This is a genomic window from Streptomyces sp. NPDC091416, from assembly GCF_044756845.1.
Lineage (GTDB): Bacteria > Actinomycetota > Actinomycetes > Streptomycetales > Streptomycetaceae > Streptomyces.
In genome coordinates this window covers 255,322-269,038 of the sequence record NZ_JBIVTU010000002.1, presented here as the reverse complement: position 1 = coordinate 269,038, position 13,717 = coordinate 255,322, and the positions used below count along the sequence as shown (strand labels likewise).

The window sequence follows — 13,717 nt, the reverse complement described above, 5'->3', positions numbered from 1 at the left end:
ATGACCCGGGCGTCCGCGGGCACATGATGCACACCCCCCACGGGACGGTGAACGCAACCGCCCCGGCCACCGCTCTCACCGGGCCCACCCCCCCTGGGCCCGGTGGGGGCGGTTTCCTGTGTGCCCGGGCCTCCGTCAGCCGGGCGCGGTCGCGGACCAGGTGATGACGGGCGGCCGGACCCTCGCGCAGAGCGGCTGCCCCCGGGCGTCGGAGAGCGGCAGCCGGGCGGTGAGATGCCCGGAGCGCACGGCCGCTTCGAGGGTGTCCGCATCGATGTCGGCGAACATCAGCTTGGCCCGCCGGAACATGGAGAACAGCCCGTCCCCGTCGACCGTGCCCCACGACAGGTAGACGAACCGCCCGCCGAGCCGGTTCTGTACATACGGCCCGCTCACCTCGACACCGTCCGGGCCGGCGGCGGCGGTGCAGTCCAGGGTCCAGTGGGCGGCGGGGGCGTCGCCGGGGTGCAGCCCGAGGAGTTCATCGGGCCGGTCCTTGCGCTGGACGCCCACGTGGATGTTCTCGCGGCCGGCGAAGTCGCCACCGGGCGCGCAGTCGCGGCCGGGCAGGCGGGAGCCCTCGATGTGGATCTGCATGCGCGAAAGCGGTCCTTCGGTCGGGTGCTGAGCGGGTTTCCGTCGTCCATCCTCGCCGCCGGGACCGTACGGCGTCAGAGGATGTCCCGGGGGGCGGCCCCGTACGCCGCAGCCAGCCGCTTCATCAGCTCCTCGTCGACCGTGAACTCCGTGCCGTCGATCCGGGCGACCGGTGCCATGCCCTGCGAGTTCGTGACGAACGCCGACCGGTAGGCCCCCAGGCCGTCCAGGCCGACCGGCCGGCGCAGCGACGGGACCCCGGTGCCGGGCAACTCCTGTTCCAGCAGGGCCATGGTGATGCCCAGCAGGGCGGGGGCCTGCGGCCAGATGACCGAAGTGCCGTCCCAGAAACCGATGTTGGTGATCGCGCCCTCGGTCACGGCGCCGTCCGGCAGGGTCAGCAGCGCATCGTCGAAGCCGCTCCTTCGGGCGAGCTCCCCGTAGTACGTCTGGCCGAACTCGCCGGGACGCTTGAGGTGCGGCGCGGTGCGCGCGTACGGAACGGACTTCAGCCCGACCGGCCGCGGGTCCATCCGGGCCGGCCCGCGCACCGTGACCATGACGGTCGTCGAGGCGGCGCCCGGCGGCCGCATGCCCTGCACCCGCACCGAGGCGTCCGTCGCCCCCGCACTCCGCAGGGCGTGCCGGATCAGTTCCCGTACCGGGCCGCCGTCCAGAGGGAGTTCGAACAGCTCGCGGTTGGCGGAGTCCAGCCGCTCCAGATGCAGCCCCAGGCCCCGCACCCGGCCGTCCCTGACCTGCATGGCCGTGAAATGGCCGTAGCCGGAGAAGGCGGCCGTGCGCAGGTCGTCCTCGGTGGCCGGATGCCCGTCGAACTCGGCGTAGGGGAAGGGTGCGGCTCCTGGAGTCGTCATGCCGTCCACCGTATGCCGCCACGCGCGGCGGACGGACCGGCGGCGGCCGCTTGACCTCAACCATGGTTGACGTACGAACCTCTTCGCATGGACCTCACCACAGCCCGAACCACGGCCACCGCTCCGACCGGGACCGACCCTTCGACCGAGAACGATTCCCCGGCCGGGACCGCACCCCTGAACGTCGCGGTCATCCTCGCCAGCAACCGGGAGGGCCGGTTCGCGCCCGTCGTCGCCGACTGGTTCCGCGCCCGCGCGGACGGCCACCCCCACATCGGGACCGACCTGATCGACGTCGCCGAGCTCGACCTGCCGACCGCCCTCTCCCGCCGTCCCGGCCCCGAGGACCGGGCCGTGCTGGCCGAGGTCTCCGGCCGGCTGGCCGCCGCCGACGCGTTCGTCGTCATCACCCCGGAGTACAACCACTCCTACCCGGCCCCGCTCAAGAACCTCATCGACTGGCACTTCACCGAATGGCAGGCCAAACCGGTCGCCTTCGTCTCCTACGGCGGGGTCTCCGGCGGTCTGCGCGCGGTCGAGCACCTGCGGCAGGTCTTCGCCGAGCTGCACGCCGTCTCCATCCGCGACACCGTCTCCTTCCACAACGCCGGCGCACTCTTCGACGACGAGGGCAGGCACCGCGACCCGGTCGGCCCCGACGCGGCGGCGAAGTCGCTCCTGGACCAACTGGTCTGGTGGGGGCGGGCGCTGAAGGCTGCCAGAGCCGCCCATCCGTACGGCGGCTGACTGCGCGGAGCCTTCACCTGGCCGACAATCGGGAGCACGACCCCGCTGCCGATCCGAGGAGACCGAAGGTGACACCGCCCGCATGGCTGACCGTGCTGACCACGACGGACAGCGAGGAGAAGGCCCGGATCCTGGCGCAGGGCGCGGTGGAGGCCAGGCTCGCCGCCTGCGTCCAGATCTCCGCGCCCGTCACCTCGGTCTACCGGTGGCAGAACGCCATCGAGTCGACCGAGGAGTGGCAGCTCTTCCTCAAGACGACGGCCGAACGGTACGAGGAGCTGGAGGCGTACCTCCAGGAGGCGCACGACTACGACACCCCGGAGATCATCGCCCTGCCGGTACTCCGGGGCAGCGCCCGCTACCTCGGCTGGGTCTCCGCGGAGACGGCCCCGGTCACCTCGCTCTGAGCGGCGTCCGGGGCGACCGCCTCCACCCGCACCGCGCACACCTTGAACTCCGGCATCCTCGACACCGGGTCCAGGGCCGGATTGGTCAGCGTGTTGGCCCGGCCCTCACCGGCCCAGTGGAACGGCATGAACACGGTGTCCGCCCGGATCGCCACGGTGATCCGGGCGGGTGCCACCGCCCGCCCGCGCCGTGAGGTGACCGCGACCGGCTCGCCCTCGGCCACCCCGATCCGCTCGGCGAGCCGCGGGTGCAGCTCCACGAAGGGGCCCGGGGCCGCGGCGTTCAGCTCCGCCACCCGGCGGGTCTGCGCCCCCGACTGGTACTGGGCGACGACCCGGCCCGTGGTCAGCACCACCGGGTACTCCGCGTCCGTCTCCTCGGCGGACGGCCGGTGCGTGACCGGCACGAACCGGGCCCGCCCGTCGTCCGTCGCGAACCGGTCCAGGAACAGCCGGGGCGTACCGGCGTGCTCCGTGTCCGGGCACGGCCAGAAGACCCCGTCCTCGGCCGCGATCCGTTCGTACGTGATGCCCGCGTAGTCCGCCGTGCCGCCCGCCGAAGCCCGGCGCAGCTCGTCGAACACCTCCTCCGGGTCGGCCGGGAACCCCTTCCCGTGCCCGAGGAGGCCGGCCAGGCCGTGCAGCACGTCCAGATCGCTGCGGACGCCCGCGGGCGCGGAGACCGCACGCCGGCGCAGCAGCACCCTGCCCTCCAGGTTCGTGGTGGTCCCCGTCTCCTCGGCCCACTGCGTCACCGGCAGCACCACATCGGCCAGCGCGGCCGTCTCCGACAGCACCACATCGGCGACCGCGAGGAAGTCCAGCGAGCGCAGCCGCTCCTCCACGTGCCCCGCGTGCGGCGCCGACACCACCGGGTTCGACCCCATCACCAGCAGCGACCGCACCTCGGTGCCCAGCGCGTCCAGCAGTTCGTAGGCGCTGCGGCCCGGCCCCGGCAGCGAGTCCGGATCGACGCCCCACACCCCCGCGACATGGCGGCGCGCCGCCGGGTCGGTGAGCTTGCGGTAGCCGGGCAACTGGTCCGCCTTCTGGCCGTGTTCACGGCCGCCCTGGCCGTTGCCCTGCCCGGTCAGACAGCCGTAGCCGGACAACGGTCGGCCGGCCCGGCCGGTGGCCAGCGCGAGGTTGATCCAGGCGCCGACCGTGTCCGTGCCCTTCGCCTGCTGCTCCGGGCCGCGCGCGGTCAGCACCATGCCGCTCCGAGCGTCGCAGAACATCTCGACGGCCGCGCGCAGTTGCGGCACCGGGACCCCGGTCAGCCGCTCCACCAGCTCGGGCCAGTGCGCCATCACCCCGGCCCGCGCCGCGTCCCAGCCGCTCGTGCGCTCCCGTACGAACTCCTCGTCCACCCGCCCCTGCGACACCACCAGGTGCAGCATGCCGAGCGCGAGCGCCAGATCGGTGCCGGGACGCGGGGCCAGATGGAGGTCCGCCTGCTCGGCGGTCCTGGTGCGGCGCGGATCGATGACGATCAGCCGGCCACCGTTCTCCCGCAGTTCGGTCAGATAGCGCAGCGCGGGCGGCATCGTCTCCGCGAGGTTCGACCCCACGAGGATCACGCACCCGGTGCGCGGGATGTCCTCCAGCGGGAACGGCAGCCCGCGGTCGAGTCCGAAGGCCCGCTGGTGCGCGGCGGCGGCCGACGACATGCAGAACCGTCCGTTGTAGTCGATCTGCGAGGTCCCGAGCACCACCCGGGCGAACTTCCCGAGCGCGTACGCCTTCTCGTTGGTCAGCCCGCCGCCGCCGAACACCCCCACCGCGTCGGCCCCGTGCTCCGCGCGCGTGCCCCGCAGCCCCTCGGCGATACGGGCCAGCGCCTCGTCCCAGCCGGCCGGCTCCAGCCGCCCGGTCGCCGGATCGCGTACGAGCGGCCCGGTCAGCCGGACCGCGGAGGAGAGCACGGCGGGCGCCGAACGGCCCTTGCCGCACAGCGCGCCGCGGTTCACGGGGAAGGAGGTGCGCTCCTCGACCTCGACGACCGCGTCACCGGCGACCGGGCGCAGATTCATGCCGCACTGCAGTGCGCAGTACGGGCAGTGGGTCGCGGTGGCGGCAGTCGCGGTGCTGGTCATGCCCCCAGCCTGGGAGCCGGGTGTTACACGGGCGCCCGCTCCCGGTTACACCGCCGGTACGCCCACCTCAGCGTGCCCGGCATCCGGCGGTGAGGTGCGCGCCGCCCTCACCGCTCGTCCGCCGCGAGGGCCTCGGCCACCCCCGGTTCTTGGGGCCCCAGGAAGTGCGGATCCGGCTCGAACAGGGCGTCCAGGGCCGCCTTCCCCGCCGCGAACACCTCCCGCGCGCCGCCGTAGTACCAGGTCACATCGTGTACGGCCTCGACCCCGACCCCGTACGCGTCGATCCCCGCCGCCCGGCACAGCGCGATCGCCCGCCGGATGTGGAACCCCTGGCTCACCAGCACGGCCCGCTCGACCCCGAAGATCTTTCTGGCCCGCACGCACGAGTCCCAGGTGTCGAAGCCGGCGAAGTCGCTCACGATCCTGCTGTCCGGCACCCCGTGCGCGACGAGGAACGTGCGCATCGCGTCCGGCTCGTCGTAGTCCACCCGGCTGTTGTCACCGGTCACCAGCACGACCTTCACCTTCCCGTCCCGGTACAGCTCGGCCGCGGTCCGCAGCCGGTTCGCGAGATACGGGGACGGCCTGCCGTCCCACAGCCCCGCGCCGAACACCACCGCGACCTGCTGCGCGGGCACGTCCGCCACCGTTGCGACCCGGGCATCGGCGACCGTGTGCATCCAGGTGGCCGGGGCCAGTGCCAGCACACACGCCACCATCACCCCCTGCACCGCCAGACGCCGCCCCCGCCGGGTCCGCGGCAGCCCGGGCCGCAACCGGGCGGCGGCCCGCCGCAGCGCTCCCCACGGCTTCCTCCGCATCGTGACCCCCACCTGTCTCGTGCCGTCGTCCCACGCCGTCCCTCTCCCGCTTGACGAGCAGACGGCCGAAACGGTTCTCCGCCACGGCCGTCGGTAGCATCGGCCGATGTTGCTCCCACGGCTGATCGCCTCAGATCTCGACGGCACCCTGCTCCGTAACGACGGCACCCTGTCGCCCCGCACCCTGCGCGCCCTGCGCACGGCCGAGGACGCCGGCGCGGAGATCGTCATCGTCACCGCCAGACCGCCCAGGTTCGTCGACCGCCTCGCCGAGGCCACCGGCCTCGTCGGCACGGCGGTCTGCAGCAACGGGGCGCTCGTGTACGACATCGGGACCCGCACCGTCGTCTCCTCCCGCGTCCTGCCCCTGACCACCGCCCAGCGGGTCGCCACCGCACTCGCCGCCGCGGTGCCCGAAGTGGGCTTCGCCCTGGAGACCGGCAACCAGGTGCTGTACGAGCCGGCCTACCGGCTGCGCATGTCCGAGGACGCCGGCGCCGAACTCCCCGTACCCACCCTCGCCGACCTCTGGCTGACCGAGGCCCCCGTCACCAAACTGCTCGTCTGGTCGGACCGGCTCGACGCCGACACCCTGATGGCCGCCGCCCGCCCGGGCGCGGGCGACGAGGTGCAGCTCACCCACTCGGGCGGGCGCGGACTGCTGGAGATCAGCGCGCCCGGCGTCACGAAGGCCGGCACCCTGGAGGTGCTCTGCACCGCACGGGGCATCGACGCCGCCGAGGTCATCGCCTTCGGCGACATGCCCAACGACCTCACCGTCCTGACCTGGGCGGGCACCGGCTACGCCATGGCCAACGCCCACCCGGCCGTACTGGCCGCCGTGGCGACGCACACCGCCACCAACGAGGACGACGGGGTCGCCGACGTCATCGAGCGGCTGTTCGCCGGGCAGGTCCGGCCCGCGGCGGCCGTCTGACAACGGGCAGGGGCTTTCGGTGAGGTAGCGGAAAACGGCTGTGACCGGCGCGCAACGAGGCGGCAACCTGCGCCCGGCACCATCGGTCCATGACGGAGCCGGCCCCGGAACGTCCCCAGGAGTCCCTGCCCCCGCACAGCACGGCGCGCGAACGTCCCCAGGAGTCCCCGCCCCTCGACAGCACGGCGCAACTGCTGACCCGTATCACCGCACAGCTCGGAACCCAGCTCAGCCTCGTCTCCCTGAACGGAACCCGACGGCCCATGCACCGCACCCCGCAGCAGCCCCCGCACAGCAACGTGAGCCCGCTGGTACCCCCCGCCCTCGTCGCCGTCGCGCACGGCAGCCGCGACCCGCGGGCGCTGCACACGGTGACGGAACTCCTGGACCGGGTGCGGGAGCTGCGGCCGGGGCTCGACGTGCGGCTCGGCCACATCGAGCTCAACGAACCCCTCCTCCCGCGGACCCTGGACGAGCTCGGCAGCGGTGAGGCGGTCCTCGTACCGCTGCTGCTGGGCCGCGGCTACCACGTGAAGCAGGACATCCCGGAGGCCGTCGCGGGCGCCGCCGCCCTGCGCACCCGGACCGCCCGCCCGCTCGGCCCGCACCCGCTGCTGGTCGAGGCGCTCCACGGCCGGCTCACCGAGGCGGGCTGGCGCCCCTCGGACGACGGGAACCGCAACAGCGCCGTGGTGCTGGCCGCAGCCGGTTCGCGCGATCCCGAGTCGGCCGCCGGTACCCGCCGCACCGCGCAGCTGCTCAGCGAACGGCTCGGCGGGGTTCCCGTCGTACCCGCGTACGCCTCCGCGGCGACGCCCACCGTCCGGGCGGCCCTGCGCGCGCTGGCCGCCCGCGGCCGCCGGAGGGTCGCCGTCGCCTCGTACTTCACCGCCCCCGGACGCTTCGCCTCGGCCGCGGCCGAGGAGGCCACCTGGATCGCGGCCGCTCCGCTCGGCGCCCACCCGGCCATGGCACGCCTGCTGCTCCACCGCTACGACGAGGCGCGGGCCGTCGGCACACCGGTGCGCGAAACCCTGATGAACACACGTTTCCTGGCCTCCGCCTGAGCCGTCCTGTCAGCCCGGCGGATTAGTGTCGGCCCTATGGAAGGCACAACGGACGGCACGGACCACACGGACGACGCGCACAGCACGGACCACACGCACGCCACGGACGACGCGCACGGCACCCAGGGCCCCGGCACGGCCCCGTACGGCGCCGCCGACGCCGAGCGCTGGGACACCGAGCCGGACAAGCGGCCCGGCCGCACCGCCTTCCAGCGCGACCGCGCCCGGGTACTGCACTCCGCGGCCCTGCGCCGGCTCGCCGGGAAGACCCAGGTCGTCACCCCGGGCACCCGCAGCCACGTCTGGGACGCCAGCCCGCGGACCCGGCTCACGCACTCGCTGGAGTGCGCGCAGGTCGGCCGCGAACTCGGCGCCGCGCTCGGCTGCGACCCCGACCTGGTCGAGACGGCCTGCCTCTCCCACGACATGGGCCACCCGCCCTTCGGCCACAACGGCGAACAGGCGCTCAACGACTTCGCCTCCGACTGCGGCGGCTTCGAGGGCAACGCCCAGTCGCTGAGGCTGCTGACCCGCCTCGAACCCAAACGCTTCGTGCCCGACACCCGCACCGGTGAACTCGTCAGCGTGGGCCTCAATCTCACCCGTGCCGCGCTCGACGCCGCCACCAAGTACCCCTGGCCCCGGGGCGCCCATCCCACCGACCCCGGCTCCCCGAAATTCGGGGTGTACGAGGACGACCTGCCGGTCTTCCACTGGTTCCGCGAGGGCGCCCCGCAGGGCCGCAAGTGCTTCGAGGCCCAGGTGATGGACTGGTCCGACGACGTGGCGTACTCGGTCCACGACTTCGAGGACGGGCTGCACGCCGGGCACATCGACCCCAACTGCCTCGACGCCGAGCCGGAGCGCGAGGGCATCTGGGCCGTCGCCATCGGGCGCTACGTCCCCGCGGACACCGACCCCCAGGAGCTGTCCGACGCACTCGACCGGCTCATGGACCAGGACTGGTGGCCGCACGGCTACGACGGATCGGCCGTCGCCCAGGCCCGGCTCAAGGACGCCACGAGCCAGCTGATCGGCCGGTTCTGCCTCGCAGCCGAGAGCGGCACCCGGCACGCGTACGGCACCGGACGCCTCGGCAGATACGGCGCCGAACTCGTCGTCCCGCGTGAGGCGCGCAACGAGTGCGCGGTCCTCAAGGCCGTCGCGGACCGTTACGTCATGCAGCGCGCCGAACAGGAGGCGATCCGCGCGGACCAGCGCATCGTCATCGCGGAACTGGCCGCCGCCCTGACCGCCCGCGCCCCGGAAGGGCTGGAGCCGCAGCTGCGGGCGCTGTACGAGGCGGCCCCCGACGACCGCGCCCGCAAGCGGGTCCTGGTCGACCAGATCGCCGCCCTGACCGACGCCTCGGCCCGTTCCCTGCACCACTCGCTCACCGCCCGCCGTGCCTGAACGGGCCCGGTCCCATGACCACTGGGCGTGACCTGATCGGGTCACACCCTCTTTCGCCATCACGCTGCGTGCGGGACGCTCGCAGTTGGCGCCGCGCAGCAAGCACCGAGGAGGCATCAAGTGGTCGACGCACATCGGACGTTCGTCATTGTCGGCGGAGGACTGGCCGGAGCGAAGGCAGCGGAGACGCTCCGGGCGGAGGGGTTCAGCGGCCGGGTCATCCTGATCGGCGATGAGCGCGACCATCCGTACGAACGCCCGCCGCTCTCCAAGGGCTACCTCGGCGGGAAGGAGGACCGCGACAGCGTCTTCGTCCACGAGACGGCCTGGTACGCGGGGGCCGACATCGAACTCCACCTCGGCCAGCCCGTCACCGCGCTGAACCGCGAGGCCCGCTCCGTGGAGCTCGGCGACGGCACCGTCATCCACTACGACAAGCTCCTCCTGGCCACCGGCGCCGAACCGCGCCGCCTCGACATCCCGGGCACCGACCTGGCGGGCGTCCACCATCTGCGCCGCCTCGCCCATGCCGACCGGCTGCGCAACGTGCTGGCCGCACTCGGCCGCGACAACGGCCATCTGGTGATCGCCGGAGCCGGCTGGATCGGCCTGGAGGTCGCCGCGGCGGCCCGCGGATACGGCGCCGAGGTCACCGTCGTCGAACCGGAGGCGACCCCGCTGCTCAAGGTCATCGGCCCCGAGCTCGGCCAGATCTTCACCGACCTCCACAGCGACCACGGCGTCCGCTTCCACTTCGGCGGCCGCCTCACCGAGATCGTCGGCCAGGACGGCATGGTCCTCGCCGTCCGCACCGACGACGGCGAGGAGCATCCCGCCCACGACGTCCTCGCCGCGATCGGGGCCGCCCCGCGCGCCGCCCTCGCCGAGGCCGCCGGGCTGGAGACCGCCCCGCGCGAGCAGGGCGGCGGCATCGCCGTGGACGCCTCGCTGCGCACCAGCGACCCGCACATCTACGCCGCCGGGGACGTGGCCAACGTGGCCCATCCGCTGCTCGGCACGCGGCTGCGGGTGGAGCACTGGGCCAACGCGCTGAACAGCGGGCCGGCCGCCGCCCGCGCCATGCTCGGCCAGGACGTCGCCTACGACCGGGTGCCGTACTTCTTCTCCGACCAGTACGACCTCGGCCTCGAGTACTCGGGCTGGGCGCCGCCCGGCAGCTACGACCAGGTCGTGATCCGGGGCGACGCGGGCAAGCGCGAGTTCATCGCGTTCTGGCTGAAGGACCACAAGGTCCTCGCCGGGATGAACGTGAACGTGTGGGACGTCACGGAGACCGTTCAGGAGCTGATCAGGGCAGGACAGCCGGTCGACCCGGACGCCCTGGCCGACCCGTCCGTGCCCCTGGAGTCCCTTATCTGAGCCGCCCCGGCCCGGTGACCGCGCCGCCCCCGGGCCACGGCCCGGGGGCGGTGGCACGGGCGGCCGGCGGACCGGATCACACCCGCGGGCACCCTGACTGTCCCACCCCACCCGTAGACTTCACTCGTGGCAGGCAGGATCAATGACGACGACGTGAAGGCGGTCCGGGACGCGGTCCCGATCGACGCCGTCGTTTCCGAGTACCTCCAGCTGCGCAACGCGGGCGGTGGAAACCTCAAGGGCCTGTGTCCCTTCCACGACGAGAAGTCGCCCTCCTTCCAGGTCAGTCCGAGCAAGGGTCTCTTCCACTGCTTCGGATGCCAGGAGGGCGGCGACACGATCGCCTTCGTCCAGAAGATCGACCATCTGACGTTCGCGGAGGTCGTCGAGCGGCTCGCCGCCAAGGCCGGCATCACCCTGCGGTACGAGGAGGGCGGGTACAACCCCTCCCACCAGCGCGGCGAGCGGATCAGGCTGGTCGAGGCCCACAAGGCGGCCGCCCGGTTCTACGTCGAACAGCTGGACGGGCCCGAGGCCGAGATCGGCCGCAAGTTCCTCGCCGAGCGCGGCTTCGACCAGGCGGCGGCCGAGCACTTCGGCGTCGGATACAGCCCCGCGGGCTGGGACCACCTCACCCGCTATCTGCGCGGCAAGGGCTTCAGCGACAAGGAACTGATCACCTCCGGCCTCTCCCAGGACGGCCGGCGCGGCCCCATCGACCGCTTCCGCGGCCGGCTGATGTGGCCGATCAGCGACACCGCGGGCGACATCGTCGGCTTCGGCGCCCGCAAGCTGCGCGACGACGACAACGGACCGAAGTACCTCAACACCCCCGAGACGCCGATCTACAAGAAGTCCCAGGTGCTGTACGGCATCGACCTGGCCAAGAAGGACATCGCGAAGTCCAGCCGGGCCGTCGTCGTCGAGGGCTACACGGACGTGATGGCCTGCCATCTCGCCGGGGTCACCACCGCCATCGCGACCTGTGGCACCGCGTTCGGCGGCGACCACATCAAGATCCTCCGCCGCCTCCTGATGGACAACGGCAGCGCCCGGGTGATCTTCACCTTCGACGGGGACGCGGCCGGCCAGAAGGCCGCCCTGCGCGCCTTCGAGGACGACCAGAAGTTCGCCGCCGAGACCTACATCGCGATCGCCCCGGACAACATGGACCCGTGCGATCTGCGCCTCGCCAAGGGTGACGAGGCCGTTCGCGACCTGGTCGAACCCCGCACCCCGCTCTTCGAGTTCGCGCTCCGCCAGATCGTCGCCCGCTACGACCTGGAGACCCCGGCGGGCCGCGCCGCCGCGCTCGACGAGGCCGCCCAGGTCGTCGCCAAGATCAAGACGGGCAGCGTGCAGCGCGAGGTCGCCGTCCAGCTCGCCGGTTTCGTGGGCATCCTGGACCAGGAGTACGTCGTCCACCGGGTCAACCAGCTCGCCCAGTGGGCCAGGGGCCGCGGCGAGCGGGGACCCGCGCCCGGCGCGCGCGGCGGCTCGCGGCACCAGGACATCCAGGCGCCCGCCGCCCCCTCCGGCCCCGCGCTCAACCTCCGCAGCCCGGCCCACCGCACCGAGCGCGAGCTGCTCAAGCTCGCCCTCCAGAAGCCCGCCCTGGTCTCCCCGGCCTTCGACGCCTACGGGATCGACGAGTTCACCGCCCCGCCGTACGCCGCGGTCCGCCAGTGCATCGCGGAGGCGGGCGGCGCCGAGCTCGGGGTGCCGGAGACCCGCGAGTACCTCGTCCAGGTGCTCGACGCGACGCCCAACGAAACGGTGCGCAAGCTCGTCACGGAGCTCGCGGTCGAGGTCTTCCACGGCAAGTCCATCGACGAGGCCTACGCGGGCGAGCACCTGGTCAAGGTCCGCCTGCGCGCCGTCGACCGCCGGATCAACGACGTCCAGGGCAGCCTCACCCGCCTCGGCAGCAACGTGGCCCCGGACCACCTGGCCGCCGCGCAGAACGAGGTCTGGGTCCTCCAGCAGTACGCGCAGTCCCTGCGCAACAACGGCGCCGACGCGCTCTGACGGCGCCGCACCGCCTCTGGGGACCGGTAACCGCCGGTCACGAACCGAACTCAGAAAGTCCCCGCACGCCCCTCGTGGCGGCTGTGTGTCGTACCCCACACTGGGTGGCGGTGCCTGAGTCATCGGAGCGCGGTCCCCACCGAACGGTGGTCCCCCATCCCCGCGATCCGGCAGCGATCACCTGGAGGTCGCCCCCGTGCAGACCCGGACCGTGACCGAAACCGAGCGTGTCCCGGCCGTCCCCGCGCAAACCCGGGCCGTGCATCACCCCGAGGCCGCGACGGACCCGCCGACACCCCCGCCCGCTCCGCAGTACCCGCCCGAAGCGCCGCCGGACCCGCCCGAACCGCCCGAGGCCGTCATGGAGGAGCCGGAGCTCCCCGAACCACCCGAGCCGCGCAGCCGTCCGGACACCGGCGGGCCGTCGTCCGACCTCTTCCGCCAGTATCTGCGCGAGATCGGCCGCATCCCGCTCCTCACCGCCGCCGACGAGGTGGAGCTCGCCCGCAGCGTCGAAGCCGGCCTGTTCGCCGAGGAACGCCTGGCCCGCACCCCGGACCCCGACACCCGCCTCGCCGTCGACCTGGACCGGCTGGTCGTCATGGGGCGGATGGCCAAACGCCGCCTCATCGAGGCCAACCTCCGCCTCGTCGTCTCCGTGGCCAAGCGCTACATCGGCCGCGGGCTGACGATGCTGGACCTGGTCCAGGAGGGGAACCTCGGACTGATCCGGGCGGTCGAGAAGTTCGACTACGCCCGGGGCTACAAGTTCTCGACGTACGCGACCTGGTGGATCCGCCAGGCCATGTCCCGCGCCCTCGCCGACCAGGCGCGGACCATAAGGGTCCCGGTCCACGTCGTCGAACTCATCAACCGCGTCGTCCGGGTCCAGCGCCGGATGCTCCAGGAGCGCGGCTACGAGCCGACGCCCGAGGAGGTCGCCGCCCAGCTCGACCTGACACCGGAGAGGGTCGGCGAGGTCCTGCGGCTCGCCCAGGAGCCCGTGTCCCTGCACGCCCCCGTGGGCGAGGAGGACGACGTCTCGCTCGGCGACCTCATCGAGGACGGGGACGCCGCGTCCCCGGTGGAGTCCGCTTCCTTCCTGCTGCTGCGCGAACACCTGGAGGCGGTGCTCTCCACCCTCAACGAACGCGAGCGCAAGGTGGTCCAGCTGCGCTACGGGCTGGCCGACGGGCGCCCGCGCACGCTGGAGGAGATCGGGCGGATCTTCGGCGTGACCCGTGAACGCATCCGGCAGATCGAGTCCAAGACCCTCAGCAAACTGCGGGACCACGCCTTCGCCGACCAGCTCCGCGGCTACCTGGACTGACGCGCTCGCGCGCAGG

Annotated in this window: 12 protein-coding genes; 8 read left to right on the top strand and 4 right to left on the bottom strand. The window is 73.0% G+C overall.

The annotated features are described in order from the left end of the window. Positions 1-135 precede the first annotated feature (135 nt). Positions 136-597: a DUF5990 family protein gene (locus tag ACIQMX_RS08155; RefSeq protein WP_363069642.1), complete on the bottom strand. Its 462-nt coding sequence runs from the start codon at positions 595-597 to the stop codon at positions 136-138. Between the two features lie 74 nt (positions 598-671). Beyond that, a complete protein-coding gene (locus ACIQMX_RS08150) occupies positions 672-1,472 on the bottom strand; it encodes an aminotransferase class IV family protein (protein ID WP_363069644.1) in 801 nt (266 codons plus the stop codon). Positions 1,473-1,559: 87 nt separating this feature from the next. Here ACIQMX_RS08150 and ACIQMX_RS08145 point away from each other — a divergent pair, with 87 nt between their 5' ends. Both ACIQMX_RS08145 and cutA read left to right on the top strand, forming a co-directional pair. Next, positions 1,560-2,219 (top strand): NAD(P)H-dependent oxidoreductase, encoded by a 660-nt coding sequence (locus tag ACIQMX_RS08145; RefSeq protein ID WP_363069646.1) that lies wholly within the window; start codon positions 1,560-1,562, stop codon positions 2,217-2,219. A gap of 68 nt (positions 2,220-2,287) precedes the next feature. Next, positions 2,288-2,626, top strand: coding sequence for a divalent-cation tolerance protein CutA (gene cutA / locus ACIQMX_RS08140; RefSeq protein ID WP_363069648.1), 339 nt, complete (start codon positions 2,288-2,290; stop codon positions 2,624-2,626). Here cutA and ACIQMX_RS08135 read toward each other — a convergent pair. Together ACIQMX_RS08135 and ACIQMX_RS08130 are read right to left on the bottom strand one after the other, a co-directional pair. Beyond that, positions 2,578-4,722 carry a molybdopterin oxidoreductase family protein gene (locus ACIQMX_RS08135; protein ID WP_402475843.1) on the bottom strand — a complete coding sequence of 715 codons (2,145 nt, stop codon included), beginning with the start codon at positions 4,720-4,722 and terminating at the stop codon, positions 2,578-2,580. The two genes, cutA and ACIQMX_RS08135, sit on opposite strands and share 49 nt — an antisense overlap. 107 nt (positions 4,723-4,829) lie before the next feature. Next, the gene (locus tag ACIQMX_RS08130; protein ID WP_363069652.1) at positions 4,830-5,546 is read right to left on the bottom strand and encodes an ElyC/SanA/YdcF family protein; all 717 of its coding nucleotides are present in this window, start codon (positions 5,544-5,546) and stop codon (positions 4,830-4,832) included. Positions 5,547-5,667: 121 nt separating this feature from the next. Between ACIQMX_RS08130 and ACIQMX_RS08125 the strand changes: the two genes are divergently transcribed. The 6 genes from ACIQMX_RS08125 to ACIQMX_RS08100 all read left to right on the top strand — a co-directional run bounded on the left by ACIQMX_RS08125 (position 5,668) and on the right by ACIQMX_RS08100 (position 13,701). Next, positions 5,668-6,483, top strand: coding sequence for a Cof-type HAD-IIB family hydrolase (locus ACIQMX_RS08125; protein WP_363069926.1), 816 nt, complete (start codon positions 5,668-5,670; stop codon positions 6,481-6,483). 89 nt (positions 6,484-6,572) lie between these two features. Beyond that, entirely contained in the window at positions 6,573-7,550 is a 978-nt protein-coding gene (locus ACIQMX_RS08120; protein ID WP_402475841.1) for a sirohydrochlorin chelatase, read from the top strand. Positions 7,551-7,586: 36 nt separating this feature from the next. Further along, positions 7,587-8,963, top strand: a complete 1,377-nt coding sequence (locus ACIQMX_RS08115) for a deoxyguanosinetriphosphate triphosphohydrolase (protein WP_363069656.1) — start codon at positions 7,587-7,589, stop codon at positions 8,961-8,963. Between the two features lie 120 nt (positions 8,964-9,083). Beyond that, on the top strand, positions 9,084-10,343 hold the full coding sequence (locus ACIQMX_RS08110; RefSeq protein ID WP_363069658.1) for an FAD-dependent oxidoreductase: 1,260 nt from the start codon (positions 9,084-9,086) through the stop codon (positions 10,341-10,343). Between the two features lie 126 nt (positions 10,344-10,469). Beyond that, on the top strand, positions 10,470-12,371 hold the full coding sequence (gene dnaG, locus ACIQMX_RS08105; protein ID WP_402475839.1) for a DNA primase: 1,902 nt from the start codon (positions 10,470-10,472) through the stop codon (positions 12,369-12,371). A gap of 196 nt (positions 12,372-12,567) precedes the next feature. Next, positions 12,568-13,701 (top strand): RNA polymerase sigma factor, encoded by a 1,134-nt coding sequence (locus ACIQMX_RS08100; RefSeq protein WP_402475838.1) that lies wholly within the window; start codon positions 12,568-12,570, stop codon positions 13,699-13,701. The last annotated feature ends 16 nt before the right edge of the window (positions 13,702-13,717 follow it).